The organism is Parabacteroides sp. AF17-28, from assembly GCF_003479205.1.
GTDB lineage: Bacteria > Bacteroidota > Bacteroidia > Bacteroidales > Tannerellaceae > Parabacteroides > Parabacteroides acidifaciens.
In genome coordinates, this window is the sequence record NZ_QUGV01000016.1 from 21676 (window position 1) to 42683 (window position 21008).

General features: G+C 43.6%; 23 protein-coding genes, 1 tRNA gene and 1 pseudogene. 2 read left to right on the top strand and 23 right to left on the bottom strand.

What is annotated here, in order from left to right:
• Nucleotides 1-69: 69 nt before the first annotated feature.
• The 16 genes from DWW90_RS12520 to DWW90_RS12590 form a co-directional block, all read right to left on the bottom strand.
• Nucleotides 70-1041, bottom strand: coding sequence for a site-specific integrase (locus tag DWW90_RS12520; RefSeq protein ID WP_122345216.1), 972 nt, complete (start codon nt 1039-1041; stop codon nt 70-72).
• A 162-nt stretch (nt 1042-1203) separates the two neighbouring features.
• Complete coding sequence (locus tag DWW90_RS12525; protein ID WP_122345217.1) at nt 1204-2346, bottom strand: DNA cytosine methyltransferase; 1143 nt, start codon at nt 2344-2346, stop codon at nt 1204-1206.
• 19 nt (nt 2347-2365) lie between these two features.
• Nucleotides 2366-2593, bottom strand: coding sequence for a hypothetical protein (locus DWW90_RS12530; protein WP_122345218.1), 228 nt, complete (start codon nt 2591-2593; stop codon nt 2366-2368).
• The gene (locus DWW90_RS20415) at nt 2590-2769 is read right to left on the bottom strand and encodes a hypothetical protein (RefSeq protein WP_147382432.1); all 180 of its coding nucleotides are present in this window, start codon (nt 2767-2769) and stop codon (nt 2590-2592) included. Before DWW90_RS20415 ends, DWW90_RS12530 begins: the two co-directional genes overlap by 4 nt.
• Nucleotides 2756-3214, bottom strand: coding sequence for a DUF4494 domain-containing protein (locus DWW90_RS12535; protein ID WP_122345268.1), 459 nt, complete (start codon nt 3212-3214; stop codon nt 2756-2758). Before DWW90_RS12535 ends, DWW90_RS20415 begins: the two co-directional genes overlap by 14 nt.
• A gap of 12 nt (nt 3215-3226) precedes the next feature.
• Entirely contained in the window at nt 3227-3580 is a 354-nt protein-coding gene (locus DWW90_RS12540; protein WP_147382433.1) for a hypothetical protein, read from the bottom strand.
• A gap of 164 nt (nt 3581-3744) precedes the next feature.
• Complete coding sequence (locus tag DWW90_RS12545; RefSeq protein ID WP_122345220.1) at nt 3745-4392, bottom strand: DUF3164 family protein; 648 nt, start codon at nt 4390-4392, stop codon at nt 3745-3747.
• Complete coding sequence (locus DWW90_RS12550; RefSeq protein ID WP_122345221.1) at nt 4389-4667, bottom strand: hypothetical protein; 279 nt, start codon at nt 4665-4667, stop codon at nt 4389-4391. Before DWW90_RS12550 ends, DWW90_RS12545 begins: the two co-directional genes overlap by 4 nt.
• A gap of 1 nt (nt 4668) precedes the next feature.
• Complete coding sequence (locus tag DWW90_RS12555) at nt 4669-4863, bottom strand: hypothetical protein (RefSeq protein ID WP_122345222.1); 195 nt, start codon at nt 4861-4863, stop codon at nt 4669-4671.
• A 1-nt stretch (nt 4864) separates the two neighbouring features.
• Nucleotides 4865-5380 (bottom strand): hypothetical protein, encoded by a 516-nt coding sequence (locus DWW90_RS12560; protein ID WP_122345223.1) that lies wholly within the window; start codon nt 5378-5380, stop codon nt 4865-4867.
• 11 nt (nt 5381-5391) lie between these two features.
• Nucleotides 5392-6009 carry an AAA family ATPase gene (locus tag DWW90_RS12565; RefSeq protein WP_233547740.1) on the bottom strand — a complete coding sequence of 206 codons (618 nt, stop codon included), beginning with the start codon at nt 6007-6009 and terminating at the stop codon, nt 5392-5394.
• Nucleotide 6010: 1 nt separating this feature from the next.
• Nucleotides 6011-6883 carry an ATP-binding protein gene (locus DWW90_RS12570; RefSeq protein ID WP_122345225.1) on the bottom strand — a complete coding sequence of 291 codons (873 nt, stop codon included), beginning with the start codon at nt 6881-6883 and terminating at the stop codon, nt 6011-6013.
• A 24-nt stretch (nt 6884-6907) separates the two neighbouring features.
• Nucleotides 6908-8917: a hypothetical protein gene (locus DWW90_RS12575; protein WP_122345226.1), complete on the bottom strand. Its 2010-nt coding sequence runs from the start codon at nt 8915-8917 to the stop codon at nt 6908-6910.
• Nucleotides 8918-8941: 24 nt separating this feature from the next.
• Nucleotides 8942-9023 (bottom strand) — tRNA-OTHER (locus tag DWW90_RS12580).
• Nucleotides 9024-9096: 73 nt separating this feature from the next.
• Complete coding sequence (locus DWW90_RS12585) at nt 9097-9339, bottom strand: hypothetical protein (RefSeq protein ID WP_122345227.1); 243 nt, start codon at nt 9337-9339, stop codon at nt 9097-9099.
• Nucleotides 9336-9578 (bottom strand): hypothetical protein, encoded by a 243-nt coding sequence (locus DWW90_RS12590; protein ID WP_122345228.1) that lies wholly within the window; start codon nt 9576-9578, stop codon nt 9336-9338. Before DWW90_RS12590 ends, DWW90_RS12585 begins: the two co-directional genes overlap by 4 nt.
• 153 nt (nt 9579-9731) lie before the next feature.
• On the opposite strand from DWW90_RS12590, the gene DWW90_RS12595 reads away from it, so the two are divergent.
• The gene (locus DWW90_RS12595; protein WP_147382434.1) at nt 9732-10067 is read left to right on the top strand and encodes a hypothetical protein; all 336 of its coding nucleotides are present in this window, start codon (nt 9732-9734) and stop codon (nt 10065-10067) included.
• 108 nt (nt 10068-10175) lie between these two features.
• Here DWW90_RS12595 and DWW90_RS12600 read toward each other — a convergent pair whose 3' ends face one another.
• A complete protein-coding gene (locus tag DWW90_RS12600) occupies nt 10176-10436 on the bottom strand; it encodes a hypothetical protein (protein ID WP_122345230.1) in 261 nt (86 codons plus the stop codon).
• Between the two features lie 121 nt (nt 10437-10557).
• Here DWW90_RS12600 and DWW90_RS20825 point away from each other — a divergent pair, with 121 nt between their 5' ends.
• Nucleotides 10558-11049, top strand: coding sequence for a hypothetical protein (locus DWW90_RS20825; RefSeq protein WP_233547742.1), 492 nt, complete (start codon nt 10558-10560; stop codon nt 11047-11049).
• Between the two features lie 145 nt (nt 11050-11194).
• Here the strand turns inward: DWW90_RS20825 and DWW90_RS12610 are convergent, their stop codons facing one another.
• The 6 genes and pseudogenes from DWW90_RS12610 to DWW90_RS12635 form a co-directional block, all read right to left on the bottom strand.
• The gene (locus tag DWW90_RS12610) at nt 11195-11773 is read right to left on the bottom strand and encodes a hypothetical protein (RefSeq protein ID WP_122345231.1); all 579 of its coding nucleotides are present in this window, start codon (nt 11771-11773) and stop codon (nt 11195-11197) included.
• Nucleotides 11774-12489: 716 nt separating this feature from the next.
• Nucleotides 12490-13095 (bottom strand): annotated as a pseudogene (locus tag DWW90_RS12615) (glycoside hydrolase family 88 protein); the annotation flags it as partial.
• A gap of 133 nt (nt 13096-13228) precedes the next feature.
• Nucleotides 13229-14680, bottom strand: a complete 1452-nt coding sequence (locus DWW90_RS12620; RefSeq protein ID WP_122345232.1) for an alpha/beta hydrolase fold domain-containing protein — start codon at nt 14678-14680, stop codon at nt 13229-13231.
• Between the two features lie 89 nt (nt 14681-14769).
• On the bottom strand, nt 14770-16635 hold the full coding sequence (locus DWW90_RS12625; RefSeq protein WP_122345233.1) for an FAD-dependent oxidoreductase: 1866 nt from the start codon (nt 16633-16635) through the stop codon (nt 14770-14772).
• Nucleotides 16636-16642: 7 nt separating this feature from the next.
• On the bottom strand, nt 16643-19123 hold the full coding sequence (locus tag DWW90_RS12630; protein WP_122345234.1) for a hypothetical protein: 2481 nt from the start codon (nt 19121-19123) through the stop codon (nt 16643-16645).
• A gap of 87 nt (nt 19124-19210) precedes the next feature.
• Nucleotides 19211-21004 carry a RagB/SusD family nutrient uptake outer membrane protein gene (locus DWW90_RS12635; protein ID WP_122345235.1) on the bottom strand — a complete coding sequence of 598 codons (1794 nt, stop codon included), beginning with the start codon at nt 21002-21004 and terminating at the stop codon, nt 19211-19213.
• Between the last annotated feature and the right edge of the window lie 4 nt (nt 21005-21008).

Sequence of the window (21008 nt, forward strand, 5' to 3'; positions counted from 1 at the left end):
ACTTTTCTTTATTTAAGCGGCTTTTTATCAAAAATAAACCCGAAGATTTAAACCTTCGGGTTATATAAATCAATGGAAAAACATATTCCCAGCCAGAACCGCTGCATTTTCTTCTTTTGTCAAGCCGATATAGTGCATAAATGCCGCTTCCGTTTTATGACCTGTAATTTTCATAATACGCAAAGCAGGAATCCCAGCCAAAAACATGTTTGTCGCAGCACTTCGACGTCCGGAATGAGAACCTATGCGTGTCCATTTCTCAACCATTAAAGAAACGCGTTCCAATCCTATTGTCCGTTCGTAAGGAACAGGCTGATTAATACCAGCCTTGCGACAAACGTTTTTAACAACCTTATTAAATTGTTGAATGCAGGGGCATTTCGGCAGGTTATAATTGTATTTGCGAAGAATCTCACGTACAAACTTCGACTGTGGAATAATAACAAGCGTTCCGGTTTTTTGTGTCTTGATCTGAATAACGTTGTCAATAAAGTTTTTTTCGGTCAGTCGGGAAAAATCAGAGAAGCGCAGGGCCGTCATACAGGCTACAACAAATAAATCACGTACAACGATTTCTGATTTTGTCAGCTTATCAAATACATATAGGCGTGTGATCTCATCACGATCCAGGGTAACAACATCATGTTCATCCTCTTTTACGCTGATATCCGAGTAAGTAAAATCAATATCATACCCACTATAGGAAGCCATTTTTATCAATGTCTTGATCCTTACCAAATGATTACAAACTGTTGAACTCATCAGCTTAGCTGTAGCTTGTAAGTAGTAAACAAAATTGTCCATCATTTCCATTCCGAGTTGATAAGTAAAAGGAGAGAGATTGTTCAGTTTACAAAACTTGATGAAATGCCGAAGCGCATCCCGATAGGCCTTCTTTGCCTTTTCCGTTTTGTGACATTTAGAGAGGTATTCTGTCGCAAAATCGCAGAAAAGAATACCTTTAGAATTCTGGTTAACAGACAACCGATTTGTGTAGGACGGATATCGGTTTGTTGCAAGGTTAAAAATTTGTGCACTCATAGTTGTAATTGTTTTAAGATTAAGTCCTACCTTTGTAGAACACAGGTTAAATACTACTTATACGGCGTTCAAATACCGTGTGAGAGTTTACAGAAGCCGTCCGGATGCCCCCAGGCGGCTTCGCTGTTCTATTCAAATGGTTCACTATTTTCGTGATATGAATTATTTCTCACTCTCTTCAATTGCTTCGAAAATCTCATACATCACCTGCGGAACTATCGCGTTTCCGTATCCTTTGATTGATCCTGTACACCAGGCTGTGATAGAAATGGTAAGACACACCACATCAAAGGGAAGCCCATCATTTCCTCGACAAACAGGGGATTGAGTCGGGAAGTTTCGCCAGTTACGTTTGCTATATAAGTCTGTAAGTCTGGTGAACCTTCCCCATGTTTGCAAGGCGTTTTCCAACTGTTTGCTTTTGGTGTAGGGAGCATACCGTTCATTGCTAATGCAGTCAATGCTGTCCCCATCTGACTGTTGGGATTGTATTTCTTGCTGTACTTGTCCGCTTCCCTTGCATTTGGAGTCGGGAGCAATCCTTTCTTTGCAAGTTCGTTCAGTGTGACACCAAAACCGTTCCCGTTGCCTTTTTCTTGTTTCACTTTCTCTCGTCTCGCATCCAGTCGTTCCATATCCTGATCGCCCGGCATCATGGCCGTTGGGGTTGGTAATAAACTCAGGTCGATAAACTCTGTTTTTCCCTTCGCGTTGCATACTTTCAGTCCCTGAGTCTGAACGGTAGGCAATAAAGAATACCCGATCTCTCCGGTGTGGCGCTTCGACGGAACAAGCCGGAATAACAACCGGCTGGACGGAATATCCTTCTTGCTCAATATCTCGGCAGACGGTTTCGACAACGTATTCTTGTTCGAGTATCGTTTCCTTGTCAGCCTCTTCAAATAAAGAGGCTTGACTTTCCACTGTAATTTCACTGCCGGGTTGTACCATACTAAGGATTCCACCAACGTTTTCACCAACAATCCAAGTGGGTCGTATCTCTCGTATTGCGCGAAGCATTTCCGGCCAGAGATAGCGGTCATCTTCCTGTCCTTTTCGCTGTCCGGCGACGCTGAACGGCTGGCAGGGGAATCCCCCGGTGAGTATATCGATCTTTCCCCGCCAGGGCGTGAAGTCTGTTTCTTTAATGTTTCCATATCCTTTTGATTTCGGGAACCAGTAGCTTAATACTGTCCGGGGGAAGTCGTCTATCTCACACCAGAAAGCATTATCCCAGCCCATCCATGTAGCAGCAAGATCGGCGGCTCCAAAACCGGAAAATAGAGAGGCGTGTACTTTTCCCATTTGATTCAGTTCTTTTTAGTTATGATTCATAATCAGCTTCCCATTCTACCGTGATGGTAGCTTTTACTTTCTTTGTCCCATCGCAAAGGTCGCAAGGGATGAAGACGTGTTCGTTGCGGCCAGTTTCGCTCAGAAAGCCGCCCTGGCCGTTGCAACGGGGGCATGGGACATTGCTGATATGTTTTGTTTCCGTCCTTGTGCCATACCGATCCGGCTCGATATCCAATATATATTTCAGTTCGCTCATTGTTTGCTTCGTTTTAATCTTACATACTCACTGTTAATCCATAATAACCCGTTCTTGTCTTCGATGGCTATTTCACGGGCACGAAGGTCTACCGATACAACATCGGTCTGTAGGTTGCCGATGGCGATCCGCATTCCAGATCGCCATTCGATTGTGTCAAACTCAGTTGCTGTCATCTTTCTTTTCTTCTTCGGGGGCAGTGTACGGGAAGACATCCATGAGTGCTGTTTCTTCAATTCCGATAACCGTATAGTCGGCCAAGGTATCTTTCATACCTTCTTCGAAATTGTCAAGAGCTTCTTTCAAGCCAGAAGCCTGTACCAGCATTTTAGCGGGTGTACGTTTTTCGGCACCGCTCTTCTCATCCAACGTAATGAAATAGATACGGACCTTATAAAAACGATCGCCGTTATCATTAAAGAATGTTTCTGAAAAATGCGCCCGCTTTATATCTGCAATAGTAAATTCACCGGAAATGAACGGTTTTATCTCTTCTGTTATCCGGGCTTCCGCTTCGGTATATGATAAAGCGTCAACCAGGTAGGGTTCTGTTACTTTCTTTTGCATTCCATTCTCCAGCACTTTTTCGAAGGAGACTTTACATGTAAACCAGTTGTGCATCATAATGATTTGTTATTTAAATAATGTAGGTTCTTTAGATTCTTTGATGTATTCCAGGACTATGTAGTCCATCAGTTGAGTATCCCAGTTGATTCCGGGGCGGTTCTTGTAGCAATCTTTGAGCAAGCGACGCAGTTCATCCGGCGACATGTCCGCATCCAGCTTTGCCACCGTTGGATTTATTTGATCCAACCGGATCGATGCGACTCCCATTATTTTTGCATTACCCTTCCATATCCCTTTCAGGTATATTTGCTTGATCGCCCCAACAGCGTTCTTTGTCGGTGCATGCAGGCGGATCGTGGTAAAGCAGTTACAATTCAATTTGTTGTTGTAGTTCTCATCAAACTCCATTCGTTCGTCCATAACGCGATAATATTTGCCATTTGACATTTTACAGTGAAAACAATAAATCATCCACTTATCTTCCTTTTTATCTACCCGGCACACTGTATACCTGAAGCCACAGGGACAGACGTATATCCAGCGACCGGGGGTGAGAGTTGTGGATTTTACTTTAATCCGTGACATCAGTCGATTGCGCTCATCGAAAGAGGCAGGGCACGTTCCTTCCCGTTCTCATCACGCAGGACAACTTCGATAAATTGGCAGGTCGGTACTGGGCGATAGGCGTCTTTGATGATGCGGATGCCGTCCAGAAATTCGACATCTCCAGACTTTTCCGCCAAACGTTCCAGTTCCAGCACCTTTTGCGCCTTCAGGTTGCCTTTGCGGTCCTTAGCCAGCAGGTTCATGATCGTGTCGACCAAAGCGGCGCTCTCTTCGTCTTTGGCGAGCGTGTGGAGGTAGGCTTTTACCTTTTCCACCCCAACGTTTACGGTGTCGTCCCAGCCTTCATTTACGCGGTTGCCGATACGGATCGTCTTGCTGCCATCGGACGTGGAGAGCGTGTCACTCTTTCGGTCGCTTTTGACGTTGAACAGTTCGTTCTTCATCTGGATGATAGTTGCGCTCGATGCGAATATATCAGCCTTGGCATCCATCATGATAGATGACACATTCTGCAGTTTTTTGACCGTTTCTTCGACCCAACCATCCACAAGCGACTTGTAGTTCTCGCGTTCCTTCTGTACACGTGCCTTTTCGGCTTTCTCTTCTGCTTCAAGCTGCCGGCGCAGTTCGGCTTTTTGCTCTTTTGATAAGTCTTCGATGTTCATACTGTTTGATTTTTAAATGATTTATTACGTTTGTTGATATTGTTCAATCTGCTCCATTCATCCCGGAGTATGTTCAGATCATGTTCTAATTTGTCAATCTCTTCGCTCCATTCATTCAGGAGCCTGCGTTGTGCCGTCATATCCTGCCAGGGACGCGAGATCATTGTCTCTGTCAGGAAGTCGCTGTCTGACGTTAGCACCTCAATCCGCCGTTTTAAGCGGTTTGCCCGTACCTCTATGTCTGAGAGGCGCTGGGCGATAGGGATTACTGCCATATCAATAGTCTATTGTTTTCTCTCCGGTAATTCGTACTATTTTTAATTCTAAAGTCCTTACTTCTCTGTTCAACTTCTCATTACCAGGATCAAAAGCCAATTGATCATACAGTATATCCAGCTCTTTCTCCAACTGTAATATTTCTTTTTTCTGAGCAGCTGTGAGGAGTTTTTTATCTTGCTTGATTCTGACCATTTTAATTTTTAAAGGCCGTAGCCTGTTCTTTTTGTTGCTTTTTCCGAATATTGTCACAATATGAACAGACTGCCTTAAAGAGGTCTGGGAGTTCGTTCAAGGGAATAGCCGGAAGTATTCGTCCCCGGCTGATCGGGAGGCAACGAATGTGCCGGTTTGCATCATCATATCCGTTTATTGTACTAACGCCTATTCGGGAAAGTTGCTTGAAAATCCGGTGATACCACTCTTTACGAATCGCTTTCTCGTTAAGTTCTGCTTTAAGATGGTCTGTATCGGTGGACACATTGACCTGTCTTTTCAGATCGGCGAGCAGTTCATCATATTCCATATCGGTGAGTTCCGAAAGGCTGACACGTCGTCCATGGGCTGTCCCGTATTTACCAATCAAGTAACTTTCGATCACGCCGCCTTTGATTGTTTCGACTTCTGCAGGATCGTATCCGGAGAGACGTTTCAAATAGCCGTAAAACAATCCGGTGTTACGGCTTCTATAGGTGCGTTTTTTTGTTGTCATATCATTGATGATTAAATGTTTTCCAAACTGAATTTTTCATATCCATCTTTCCATATAATGTATGGCTCTCCACCACCATATCGGCTAACCGGTTCTGCTCGATATCCCTGAACGAAAATTTTGATATTGCTGTCAAATCTTACCTTTTTAGCAACACGCCCTTCCGGATTTTTACCGTCAGCATGGCTTATATAGATAAAGAGTTTGTTAGGGAACTGCTCTTTCAGCTGCTTGTACTCTTCGTAATTCATTCCTGTATATTGGAGAGAATCGATGCAGATAATGTTCGGACTTTTCTGTTGCTTAAGCCGTTTGACGAGTTCACCGATAGGTTCTTTATCCAAAACGATAAATTTGCGTCGGGCTTCCATCATATTTGTTTCTTGAAGGGCTTTCATCAAAGAAGCACTGACCCCTTCTTCCAGGCTATTGTAAGCTACACGTCCGAAATTGCAGAGATACTTACAGAGTTGCAGCGCGAAACGTGTTTTCCCGTTACCGGAATTCCCCCACACGATCCATGATCCGGTCAGCTCCGGACATCCCAAAGCCGCCAGCCATTCCCCATCAAAGGGAAGCATCTTGAACTTTGTCTTCAATACCTGTTCTACGCTTGCTGCTCTTGCCATCTCAACCCTCCGCATTCTGTTTAGTGATTTCCGTATGTACGCGGCGCAATGATCCGCTTGTTGCTGCATACATTTTGGCAGGAGGCAGTTTGGAGCCATTAACATTGGCGATCAAAGCAACTTGAGCCATCGCAAATTCCTTATAATCCTGTGCACCTTCTGGAGTAATACGTTGGTAACGTTGACCGTAACGCGAAAATATCTCTTCATATCCCACTTTCTTACGTTCAATCATAGTATCAATCTTATGTTTGAGTGCATTGGCCCCCATCATATACCAGCCACAGGTATATTCTGTAGCATTCCAAAGCCCTTTAAGTTCGAGAAAGGCACTATATTCCAAATCGCCCGCTTCATCTAATACGATCAACGGATTAGAGATACCCTTCAGGTAAAATACCAAGTCTGCATATACATCGGTATAACGTCCACGGCAGTCAACCCCGAATTCTTTGGCAATGGCCCGGATCAGCTTCGTTTTGCATTTAACCTGACTGCAATCGATGTAGACTGAATTCGGATGTTCCCTCACGTAACATTTGGCTGCAAAACTTTTCCCGATATCAGCTCGGTCGCAAAGCAAACCGGAGATGGAGTTCTGCTGACAGGCTTTCAATTGTTCGGTAACATATACATAAACAGGAGTTTCAGCACGCATCCAGGTCGTTTGTCCTCCGATAGCAACATCCAGGATACGGGCGATCGACACCCAGCGGGCATTGTCGAGCACACGTTCAGTCTCTCCGTTCATGACACGGCTCAACACGCTTTTGTTGATACCTAACTTCATCGCATATTTAGCAGCGCTTGGATACATGGTACTGCGCTCGCGGATGGCAGTTGCAATTTTGTTTTTAATCTCTGTTGTGATCATATTTCAATACTGTTTAATTATCGTTTAAAGACTTGATTTTGCAAGTTGACGGGCAGAAGCCAGATAGCTTTCGACGTCAAATTCCAGTTCTTCCTCTTGGGTGTTTGATTCAATGGGGGAAGGTGAAGAAACCACCTCTGGAATAATCTGTTCATTCGGGATAATGGTCACTTTAGAAAGGTTGTTTTTCCCGTCCTTAACCATTTTGTCGAATTTAGAAACATACTTAGCCTGTTCCGTGTAGGATTGATAATCCTGTTCAGTCTGTTCGGCAGTTGCTTCGTTATAAGGAGACACCAATGGACAGGAGTCGATATACATGCCGTTCTGGAAGATGTAGACTTCCCGGATATCGTCGGAAGGCATATAGTAGGCGTCTACTTCGTAGCTGTTCGGCATCAGATTCTCTAACACATAAGGAGAAGAAAGCCGATAGTCCTGATATTGCACGCGGACATACATGTTGCGTTTGACACTTGTGCGTGTGCATTCGCCAATATAGCGAGTCAGCATTACCGGGTCAATCTGTGCCATGTGGGGGTTCTTATGTTCTAACAGTACCTGAAGACGGGTTTTTCCCGGATATTTCTTCTGGTTACGGTGTAGGTCATTGTTGTACTTTTCGATGATATCCAGATCATCGGCAACCAGCTCCTCGAATGAATAAGTTGCTTCTTTATAATTATTGTTATCTTCATCAAATATCTTCTCCGTTTTGGGCCGGTTGGCTTCCAGGCGTGCATAGAAACGACCTATGCCTTCCTGGTATTTCTTTTCGTACCCATATTTCTTCTCTCGGTTAAAATGTTCAGCACGCTTCTCTTGGGAGTTACCGGGGTTACACCAACGAACGAACGGGAAAAGGATACCGGCACGCATCATATCATCAGAAAATTGGCTGACGAGATGATGTTCTACTTCTACCTCCATCGGCATACCGATATGATAAGAGTTGATAAACCGGAACATGTCGCGGACACAATCTACAAACAATTCAGTTGTCTTTTTCCGACTATAGGACCGCCCGATCACACAACCCGAAGCTACATCATAAGCATAATACGCTTTGACACGCGTTCCATCGTGCATTTTACGTGGCAGGTCGCGGTCGTCCATAGATATTTTACTAAAGCTGAATTCTGGGCTTTTCCGGATATGATGCGGACGGTGTATGGCCATATAATCCAATGTGCCCATACGAACTTTATCCACGATTGTTCGATTCTTCGGATCGTTCAAAATATTCCAGACAGTGGACTCCGAAATAACGATCGGGCAACCCTTATCGTCATAGAAATCATTACGGTCAAAAATTTCACCCGTGTGGATATCCGCCACCGTAATCATACCGGCAAGGAATTGCAGGTACATTTCGTGTGTGCTGGTTGCATACGGCTTATTAGGCATGATATAGAGAGAAAGGATCATCCGTTCGATCAGTTCGTTTACTTTCCTGCTGTTATTGTTGCCGAACTTTCCGCTGATTAAGACAGAATAGCCGTCCTTCACATAATTCCTGTATTTATCTTTGAGTCGGATCGGGTTCTCCGGAAGAGTGTGGCCTAATTTTGCTTTCAAGCGTCCAAGCGTTTCTGCGGAAGCGTTCCAGAAGCCTGTTGTTTTGCCACCTGTTACGCCCCTGGCAGCTTTTTTGTCGGCCAGGACCTCAGATAGGGCGTTCAAAACAGAAGCATTCATACAATATTCCGTAATCTTTTCATCCGGTAGCTGTTTGCCTGTCACTGTGCGGTAACCGGAAAAAAATGCCATTGCCGACGGGTCAGGCACGATCCGATCTTCAAACGTTTTGCGTGGTGCCACTTTCTTGGGATCTCCCAGCACTTCTATCACCCGGTTATAGAAACGGGACGGAAGGCTTTCAATAGCGATTAGGGCTGGCGTATTACGACAGGCACGGTTTACAACATGTATCTGTTTACGCGCTCGCAATTGTTTATAATAGCTTTCTGAAAGTATACCTGTTTGTACAAGCTCTTGCGCCTCCACACATAATATGTTACCATAGTATTCCATAAGAAGTCATATTTCATTTTTTTGCTCCCGGAAGCGGATTCGAACCGCTGACCATATCGCCTGAATTACCAGTTTCGACTGTTCTACCTGCCTGAACTATCCGGGTCCCACCCTCGTACCGCGGGCCGCGTACCGATCTAAACCTAAACCAATCTTTACCTAAAAACACCTTCGATTGTTTATCCTTCGTCCGACAACCAATTGATAAAACGATTGAAGTCCTTTTGTGAACGTGTCGGTATGTTCAGGATCAGGATACACCAAGCGGCGACCGTGGCCAGCATAGCCCATACCTGCCAGGGAATATCTGTCCCACTATCCATACACCACTCGATCGTCTGATAGGCAGCCAGCGTGAAAAACGCCATCAGCAACCACATCAAGAAAACTACGACAAACGCCAATATTCTGATCACCTTCATACCAAACCCTCCTGATACCATGATTCAACAGCCAGGTCAGCATCCAGCTTTCGCACTTCTAACCCGTTTTCCATCATCAATTCATACACCATGTCAACCAGTGTACCTTTGTCCATCCGTGCCGAATAATCAGCCCCGTACACTCCCATAATCGTCCATATCGCCTGCTGTGCGCTATATTTCACAGCCTCCCGTGCCCGCTTCTTGCACTCCCGCCAATCTTTACAGTCTCGTACCATATTTTTAATTCTTAATTATTAATTATTCATTCTCAAAGCCCCGCCTCCGGTCTCGCTCCGGCATCTGCAAGTCGTTAACTTTCTTGGCGGGATAGTCAAGGGTTTCGGTTAATTTGCCTATCTTTAGGCGGTCAAACATAAAATTCAAATATCATGTTGCCAATGTTCGTTCTTACAGTCGATGTTATAGCAAAAGACATCACCATTTCCGAGAAGCTATTTCGAGAGCAAGTTGATCCGAGTCTATCTCACCTTGATTCGTTAAAGGGAGCATTCGACCGTTCTCCAAGCACAATAACTTATTATCCACCGTGCGAACGAGATGGAAAACCAGAAGGTTGGTCTGCGAGAGGGGTTGTGCTAATTTCTGTCGGCAAGATTCGTGGTGGAGCACTGCTTTACCTTTACGAGGCGATTGCTCGACTAATTGAGTTTGAGTTACCCAATTACGAGATTCGTTATGACAGAAGTGTATTTGAGCAGGATTAATCCTCTGATTGAACTGTGCAAAAAAAGAGTCTACAGGTAATGCTCTCGTCATTTCGATGGCATTGTTTTTTCGTCTTGTTTCCATATTGAATACTGTTTAAATGTTGATTACTCTTTGAGTGTACGGATCACATCCCCTTTCGCATCCAGAACCTTGACTGCTTTTTTAAGCTCATCAGTCACATCGATGATCTGTACCAGTGTTCCACCGTTAATGAGTGCCGCTTCCCTGATCTTTTCAGCTTTCAGGCTATTCCGCTTGTAAAGCAATGCCTGACTCACATTCTGGATACTCACGCCAAATGTTTTAGCGATTTCTGCCTTCTTTTTGGCACCCAACTCAATTTTCCGTCTTGTTTTTTTTGTCATATCTTCAATCTATTTAATTAATTGCCTAACTTTAGCGCGTGTTTCATTGTAACACGGTGCAATATTAGTAGTAAATATTCTAATATGCAAGTAAAATACAAGTAAATTTACTATTAAAATTATGGGCGTAGTACAGAGATTAAATCAATTCATTGAAAAAAAAGGGATTAGCAAGTATAAGTTTTATCAAAAAACAGGCCTTTCTAATGGAGCATTGGACAAAGGAGAGAATCTTGGAAGTGATAAATGTGAGAAAATATACTACGCCTTCCCTGATATTAACATTGTATGGCTTCTAACCGGTCGTGGTGAGATGCTAATCAATGAGAAATCTGATGTCGTAACGCCTCAGCCAGCAGATAAATCTGTTGAAGCAGTCGTGTACTATAATATGTATAAAGAGAAAGAAGCTAAAGTAGAAGCCCAAGCCGAGCTGATTGGCGAATTGAAGCAAACGATCCGTCAATTAGAGGAACAAGTATTGGGGTTGCAAAATATCCGTTCGGATACGGCTCAGCCCTCCGCTGGATCAGCCAGGACCCGCAAAAGCGGTGTTGCGGGATCGGAAGGTGTCCAGTTTGCGGAGCAGTCTGGATTTGTAGGAGTTAAATAGAATATTAACCGGCTAAAGCCAATAAATAGATACAAAATTATGTCAGAAAAGAAAACAACATCTCCCGCGCCAAAGCGAACTACTCCTAATTTTCAGACGGAGCATGTAGTAAACAAGGGGGAGCTTCCTCGTATGGAACACGCGATTAAAGAGAGAACTTCGCAAACAAAGAAGTAAAAAGCATTGCAAACACAAGCAAACAGCAAAAGCTAATAAGCAAAATCCAAAGAATCATTTTAAACTCTTTGGCTCTTTGTTCATTAGCTTTTTCAGTTTCTTCTATCTTGTGTTGTAGATTTTCTAACTCATACTTTTTAAATGAAGTACATTTGGTGTCTTTGTAATGTTTCAAATCCGTCATTCTTATCAAACTTTTAGGATCACGGCCAATACTATACCCACCTCGCGGTTTCATAATACCGATCAGCATAATACACAGCCCTACGCAAACAGAGGCAAACATATAAGCAATACTTGAAAATAAGAAATCATTTATAGAAATGGCAGTCGTTATTAGGAATGGGCAAACTGCTAAAATAATACCTAATAGCGTATAACATCTATTGGTCAGAGATATGGACACGCTACATAACTCTGATAAGTATTTTTCACCTTGCGAAAAAACAAATTCTGTTGTTTTTTCATCCATGATATTCCACATATCATCTGGCATCAACCATGGTTCCTGCACACACTCTTCTTTAGCCATTGTCCCTTTTTCCATATCACACACCTATTTAATGCTTATTCAACCTCAAATATAACTAAGAATATTGATATTCAAATATTTAATCATTAACAAAGTGCTTTTGTATCATACAATATAAAGTATTAACTATCATGTAAAACGCATATTTCCAACATAACACCATATATAAAAGAAAATATATATCCTTCTATCACAGTTTTGATCCCTATATTTTGTAACCCCATTTGTAACCCCATTTGTAACCCCAAATCGTAAAACAGGCACTTTTCTATATATTTTCATTCGAAACACGATCATACAACAGTCAATCCCATTAATGGCTAAGCTCATTGATGTTTCGGCATGGCCAATATATCAGAATCATATTTTAAACTTCATTTCGGGCAGAATCTTTGTAAATACCAGAATGCCCAATAAGGCCGCATAACCTTCACGTAAACAAACAAAAAACCCTAAACACTATAATGGTATTTAGGGATGCACCAATAGCCTCAAAGGGCTTATATGGAATTTCTTTTGATAAACGATATTTATACCGTATCTTTACTCAAGATTCAGATTGGAAACGAATGCTATATTAAAATTCAATATCCTTTTTCGTCTTTTTACCGCCTTTAAATTAAAATCAGATTCGCTTGAATTAACTTTTCGTTCTGGACTGCCTATTTATAACTTGCTGTCTGTTATATATTTATCATTATTGTTATACACATTTGGTTTTATCCCCCATACAGATAAACAACCATTTCTTTTGCCGCACGATCTATATATTCACGTTTACCGGTTGCATGGTAGGCTTGTGCCTGAACGATCGTAATCATAAACATATCATCGATCCAGAGGCGGGTTTGCCAGGATAAACCTTTGTCGGCCCAAGCTTTTTCTTCCGGTGTAGCACCGGCCGGCAAAGTCCACTGCGTATCGGCATACGGCATACCGAGTTCCAGATACTTTTTATCGTTCGTCACTTTATAAAATTCAAGAGGCAGACATCCGAACATATTCAAATCCACATGGTTCATAATAGGCTGATATGATTTTTCTGTCGTAAAAAGCAGATCAAAACGATCCTGAAGTTGCTTCACCAGCTTTTTATCTCCAGCCGCCTCTGCATATCTTAACGCTCCGTACCAGGTGCAAACCTCGGCATAATGAATCCATTTGCCTCCATGCAACATATGTTTGGAAGGAATAAAACGCTGGCTTAAAATCGTTCCGACTTTTTGAGGAGAACACTCCGCAGGCAAGTCCTTAAAATAATCTTTCTGCGCACTCACAGATTGTGCTGAAAACATAAACAGGCATATAGCCGCAAAAAACTGAATAATGTACTTCATGGTCTAAATTTAAAATAATCAGTTAATAATCAAAGAATCGGTTACAAATATAGGACATTACCAACAAAAGATCAAAAAATATTGATTACTCCTTTTATGATTAAAATCTTAATATAAAAAAGAATCATGAGACCTATAGAAATCCATATCTTCTCAAAAAGTTATCCGTCAATTTCCGGATTTTATAATAATCATCCGTAAGCAGTTTTCTATATAAGAAGATCGGATGTCCGGCACCTTCAAAGAGATGAAGTTCACAATCTACTCCATTTTGCAAAAGCTTATCCCGGTAGGATTCGACGGCTTTGACCGATACGATAGGATCCTTCGTGCCAAGCAATATCAGAGTGGAAGGAGTTGCTTTCGATACATGATGGATCGGTGAAATTTTTTCAAAATCCCTTTCGATTTCCGGAAAACCATAGCCTCGCGAAACCATATCTATAACCGGATAATATAACACGGAAAGGTTCGGCCTGTAACCTGCCGGAACAGCCCCATCGCTCCCGATCGTTCCGAGTGCGGCAGCCAAATGACCTCCGGCTGAACCGCCCGCTACGGCAATCTTATCCGGATCAAGCTGATAATCCGAAGCATGGCTACGCAACCAGCATATCGCATCTTTGGCATCCTCGAAACTCTCAAACGGAGTAGAATGATGCAGATATTCTATCCGGTAATCGACCGATATGGCAACCATTCCCTCTGACGCATAATAAGCACATTCGCGATAAAACTGGATTGGAGTGCCTAATTTCCAGCCACCCCCAAAGAAATAGACGATAGCCGGTCGTTTCTCTCCGCCTTTTATATCTTGAGGTTTAAAGATATGGAGTGCTAAAGAATCACCGTTTTCTAAGGTTTTATACCGGGTTATTTCAGGTGAAAAAGTGATTTCAGACGGAGCCAACACTTTCTTTAGAGCATTAAACCAGACAGTAGCCATCTTCTCTGCCCCCTCTTTATTCGGATGAACTTTATCGTAAATCGTATATTTCTTCCAATCAAATCCTTCAGCCTGGTTTACTAAACAGATATGGTCCGAATGCAATTCGGAAACCATTTCCGCTATCTTCTCATTCAACTCCGGAATATAAGAATACTTGGGCAATTTACCACTGGGGATTACTTGGGCAATCAAAATACGAACATTCGGGTTGATCGCCTGTATTTTGTTGATAATAGACTTGTAAGAAGCAATCATTCCAGAAACAGGTTTCTCTTCCGCAAAATGGTTATGCCCAGCATGAAGCAAGACGATATCTGCCGGATAAAGCCGGTAGATACTGTCGATCTTCGACTCTAAAAACTCCACATTCTTGCCGCTGAAACCACAATGACTAAGCGTCCCGATCCGGCATTTACTCTCACGAGGACCGATAAAATCAAACTGATACCCGGCTGTAAACAATTTCTCCCAAAGCGGAAACAAATAGCAAGTGAAGTAATCTGATCCTTCCGTAATGGAATCCCCTAATCCCATTATGGTAAACCGTTCCTGCTTCTTTTCCTGTCCGGCAAGCGTAACCGAATAAGAGAATAAAGAAAAGAATAACAGAAAGAGATAAAGCTGTCTGTATTTCATGATTCTCAGGTTTAAAAGATTTTCATGGGCATGAATTAAAAATCCATCGCCATGGATTTAAAAATGTATGGCGATGGATTTTTTCCCGCTTATTTAACAACAGGCTTATTTTTTAACGTTCCCCCCTCGTTATACTGCTGGTTGTTAGGTAAGCCTTTCTTACCCACTCCCTCTTTCATCAGTCCTTTCAGGTCATTCAGATAAGAACGGTAAACACCCCGGGGAGTGACATGATATTTCTTGCACAGTGAAGCTGCCATTCCAACCACTTCACCCATCATGCCCGTGGTACGCATCACACGGACAGTTCCCAAAGCGACATGCGTAACACTTATATTGCGGCCCGCCATAAACAAATTGTCGACATTGCGGGAATAAAGACAGCGATATGGTATTGGGTAAGGATAAATCTCGATATGCTTAGCGATTGACTTAAACTCCTTATCCGGGAAATTAGCCGTGTTTGCAGGGTCCGGATAATGAAGGTCGATTGTCCATGTTGAGGCGGCAGTTCCATCTTCATGCACCACATGTTTACGGATATCATCCTCCTTCAAGATATAATCCCCCATCAAGCGGCGGGATTCACGTTTGCCCGATACATAAGCCACCCATCCCAATTTTCGGTTACGATATTGAGAGTTTTCCTTCATGCCGTTCTTTAAATAACTCCAGTTCGAATAGACCACCAATAAACCATAATCCCGGATGCGCTCGAAGTCCTTGATCTGGTCATAGTTCATGCCGGTTTCCCAAGTCCACTCACCCATCATCACTTTCTCACTGTTTTTATCGTTAAACTCGACGCCATAGCTGAACGTAGGGAATGGCGACGGTTTCTTATCATCTACAGAATACCATTGGACAGATGCACCCATTGTCATTTTATCAGCCTTTTCCGGCGCTGTGCTCTCGCCAAACTCATCACGGGCCTCACGTCCCATCCGATAATCGGCACCAGCCAGATAACCGATCGTACCATCACCGGTGCAATCTGAAAATAGAGGAGCTTCAAAGCTCTGTTCCTTTCCGGTTTCAATATGTTTAGCTATCACGGAACGGATCTTCTGCCCATCCATCTGCACACCGATGGCGCGATAATTGGAGAATAATGTTATGTTCTTTTCATTGGCAACCAATTCCGACTTTTTATCATCCTCATAATAATCACCCGGTTGCGCATTTCCTCCACGCGTAGGACCAAACTCTTTCTGCAGATTTCCCAATTCCTTATAAGGGCCGGCCTCTATCCGTCCTCCCAAATGAACACGGATTTCAGAACTGTTGTTACCGCCTAATACAGGACGATCATTGATCAGGGCCACTTTACATCCGAGCCGGGCTGCCGAGACTGCGGCACTGATGCCGGCAATACCGCCGCCCACCACAACCAGGTCATACTGTCCGGCAACAGGTGCCTCATCCGGAAGTCCTAATGCTGTCCGGCGGAAAGCATCCAAGCCCTTTATATCTGACGGCGGCACTTTTCCCTCTTCCGTCGTAAAGTAGATTGCATCGCAACGGCCGTCAAAACCGGTCAGGTCATGCAGTTTTATTACTGTTTTCAGGTTCTTTACCGAGACCTTTCCTGCAATCTGCCATATCCAGGCACTACCTTCTGCTCCTAACGGAGAGGTCATCTTCTTTCCTCCGACCGACAAACTGAATTTCCCGGGACCTTCTCCTTTTTTCCAGGGAGAGGTCCAGTTATAAGTACGGACATAGACATAATATTCGCCTTTTTCAGGAAAAGCCACTTCCGTATAGGCATCATCCACTGGCACACCCATTCCATGCGCCAACAAATAAGGCGATCCCATCAGATCCATAAACTGCTGGTCAACCACCCAGCCTCCTTTATTGCTGAAACTCTCGGCTTCAACAAACAGGTCTGCAGCCCGGATATGACCTAAGCTGATCAGTAACAATAAAGTAAAAATTACACGAGTTTTCATGATCTTATTATTTATACTCCAACCAAGCGGTAGCCTTCGTATCCGTATCCGATACAAAACGAACCCATCTTGCCTGGAACGATTCAGGTAGTTGTTGAACAAATTTTTCTCCCGGTTTAACAGTATAGGAAGCATAATCCATCCAATCGCCATTTCCGGTAGGATCGACCTCAACCGTTATAACTACATTTTTATCGGACTGGTGTGAAAGCGACAGTTCCTTTTTATCGTAGAACGCGATCAAGTAAGGATCGGATGCAACACCGGCTTGCACATTTGTATCTTTCCAAGGACCACCCTGTCCTACCGGTTTACCCAAAGACCACAAATCATCGATGACACCCACCCAAACAGCGGCTTTTCCATCATCCGAGATGACTATATGCGGATTGTCCTTGCCTTCTTCAGGAGTCACGCCTGTCAAAAGAAGCATCCCCCGATAGGAAGCATAATCATTTATGCGGAAATTATGAGATGATACCGGACGGATCTTGGCATAACCATCCGCATTTTCGGCGGGAAGTTCATAGAATGTCCCCATACAAGAGAATAAGTCGCGCTCCGTCGCCACTTCACGGCAAATACGAAGGACTCCTTGTTCCGTCAGATTCTTATACTGTTCATTTCCTAAAGGCAAACGCCAGCGGCGGCCCAAATCATCGACTACCAGGACGGAACCTTCTTCTATTGAAAGAACTTGTTGGGGTATCGCAAATTTACTGCGAATGAAATCGGCTGTCTTGGCATCATCCTTCCGAATCAATTCCAACTTATCTCCCATTTCATAATAACCGGTTTCCGAAACTTTACCGTCAACCGTCGTATTGGCCAATAGCCCTAACACGCGGCGATCATCGCCCAATCCGTACAGCAGGCCACCGGTTGTTTTATCCTTGTCCACAGAAGTCAGGCCGTTATAAATCGGAGCGGGAGACATAGCGCGATTATCTGAAGATGTATAAGAGAATGTAGCCGTCGCCATTGTATTCTTATCCGCCTTTACACGAATCCATTCACCTTTTTCCATCGCACCAAAGGGGACAGATGCCGCTTTACCCGGACTGACTGTTACCGATTTCAAAGTCTTCCACCGGTTATTTCCGGATTCATCCACTTCGAACGTAAAAGTAACAGGTTGTTTCCCTTCGTTCTTCACCCATCCGCAACGATTCGCCCAACCGCTGAACAAAAACGGTTCGGATGTTTCATTCGCCTTTACGCTTTCCCGGGCCCAAACAGCACCTTCAGCCGTAGCAGGTCCTAACTCATCCGGTTTAGCCAAAGATGTAAACCACAGATTCGAATTTGACTGTCCAGGACCCTCTATATTGCCTTTTGCCTTCCGTTTGTTCAGAAATTCTTTTTGAGCCGAGTCATCACAACCGAAAACCAACTGATCGTTCCAACGGGTAAAATCACCAATCACCTTCAAATAAGCAGAACGGGGACGAATTCCGGCAGAGTTATCCGCTGTAAACGTTCCGGGAAAATGCCAGAACATCCCATGCATCGTCATCAGATAGTCCGGAGCCATATCGGTCCCCACATTCCGGATACGCGGCCATTCCGTATTCCAACCATGTGCCCCGTCGTAGCTATGACTGGCCTTTGGCAAGCGGTAGAAAGACCATCCTTTTTTAGCGTCGCGCACTCCCAGGAGAATCGATTTATAGTCCCAGCCCGTAGCCCAAACCGGGTCTGTTTCCGGATTTGCATTTCCATAAATTCCACCCGGACCGGTCACTTCCACGAATTGATTCCGGCGTACGGTTTTCCAGTCCTTGCCATCCCATTCTGCCAGAACACCTGCTTCCACATCAAATTTTCGTAAAGCTTCTTGCGTTCCTTCTCCATTATTCGTGTAAAACATAAAGCCTTGTCCGGAATATAAGCCTTTGCCATGAACACCCGGCAGCAAGTCGTTTATAGGCCCTGCATCCGTATCGTTCTTTTTCTGCTGCTTATTATTTCCGTCTTGATACAATTCTTTTACTTCCAGCGTGTTTACGTCTACCTCATAAAAGCCCTCCTCCATCGTTCCATAATAGATCTTATTCGCAGGATCTGTCAGATGACGGGCATTGCCGGTATGGCGGCCTGGCATGACTGTATAGGGAATAACCCGTACTTTACCTGTCTGATCAATGGCATACGGGCCGATGAACAGTTGATTGCTTTCCTTATGGATCATGCGGTTGGCAGGAGTTCCTCCGATACTTTCATCACGGACAATTTGCTGGTAGTCGGGCGTTACTTCATATAATTTATCAGACGAGCCATTGGGCAGGTGAGGACCATAAGTAATCACCCACAATCGGTCAGCCCAGGGCACAACAGCACCGGTACCGCATTCGCCTTCGTTATTGTAATAGGCTAAACGGGGATAAATGCCGGAAATAGAGTCCGGCACATTCTTTACGTCTCTCTGTGCTGTACATCCCATTAGAGAACAGACTGACATTAATCCAATTATATTGTTCAGTTTCATTTCTTTTCAATATTTTGCCAAATATAGTTATAATAAGGGCTCCTCATACTCTATATGACGATATAAACAGAGGAGCCCCAATCTCAATTACCATTTCGGATTTTGTGACAGATTATCATTGATAAGTCTGTCTGCAGCAGGTATCGGCCATAAATAGTCACGACTTTCATCGAATTTACGTTCTGTTGCCACAGTAATATAACCTTTTTTCGCCATTTCGCTTAAATCAGCAATACCGTCTTCATCAATCTGAGGAATACCACCTATCGGATAGTTACCATCTTTCCAGTTCTGAATCAACTGCTTGTATTCAGCAGACACCGAACTTTCATCCCCATCCCAAGAGGTATTGCCGGACCACGCACGATTCAAGAAATAAATTGGACGATTCAATACTTTACCAGCAATCTTCCAACGAATCAAATCGCTATAACGGTGGCCTTCCCAAGCCATTTCAATGAAACGTTCGGTACGGATAACCGTACGTAACTGCTGCTGTGAACCTTCCGTTACTCGCGGATACTCAAGACCTGTTCCATTATAAGCTCTTTCCCGCAATTTATTAATCGTTGCATCCAGCACCTCTTGGCTACACTGGTTCATCTCATTCATCGCTTCAGCATACATCAGCAAGACATCACCGTAACGCAGCATCGGATAAGTAGTCGGTGCACCTGCTTTACCATTTTCCAGGAATGATTCATCAACATATTTTTTAAATAGCAAGCCTGTGTACGAAGCATGTTCCGCTCTTGCTTTTGAATCGTTATTTCCCACTTGTGCACCATCGGAAATTCTCTGAACGGTTGTTTTAACAGGAGATGGAGAATATTCATACCCCAACCACTTATAATCGTTCGGATCATACGTTCCGTCCAATACACTCTTGTTGTACGCTGTTGCAAACGGAACAATCGTCATCGCCATACGCGGATCCCTATTCTCAAAAAAATCTTTCGGGTTGTAAAGTGGAGATTCATCGATCGGTTTACCGTCAATGCAAGGATAAGCACAAACCAATTCATAAGACGGAGCCTTCTGACCGCCCCATCCGCCTGAAAGACGAGAAATACAATTCAAGACATCAGATGCAGCCCAATAATACTTCTTCAACGTCACATCTCCACGGAAGAAGAAAATCCATTCGTCAGACCAAGAGGCTGTAAATAAATCCTGATAGTTGTCATGCAGTTTATACACATTCAAATCCATACAATTCTTGGCAGCAGTAGCAGCGGTAGCATAATCTTCATTATAAATAGCAATCCTCGCCTTAAATGCATAAGCAGCCCCTTTCGTAGCACGCTGGATGCCGGGATAACTGTTCGGTAAACGTTCCGCAGCCTTGTCCAAGCATTCATAGCTGTAAGCTAATACATCGGCTTTCGGAGAGCGGGAAGCGGTATAAGCCTCATCCAAACTCATACCCACCTTATCCAGGATCGCATCCCCCCAATGAAAAGCCAACATACCGTAAGCATGTCCCAAATAGAAATAAGCTTCACCTTCATATTGGGCTATATCCTTTTCCGAAACGCCCATAGCACGTGCCCGATCCATATTATTGATTATGCGTAAAGCACGGGCAATGCCTTTATAATAGTTTTCCCAGCGTTTGGCAATCGTTCCGTTTTCAGAAGTCAACGTACCATTATTCACCTCCGATGTTTCATTTCGGGCAGTTACATCATCTCCCCATTTCATATCGTCAATCGGGAAAAAATCCGTACGATAGAAATCATTCAAGGACATCTCTATTTCTGCTTGAGAAGAATACCAGTTCTCACTCGACCCTTCAGAAAGAGGATTCAAATTAAGATCGACACACGACATAAGCATGAACAGAGAAGCAGTACATATAGAAAATTTTATCTGTTTCATATCA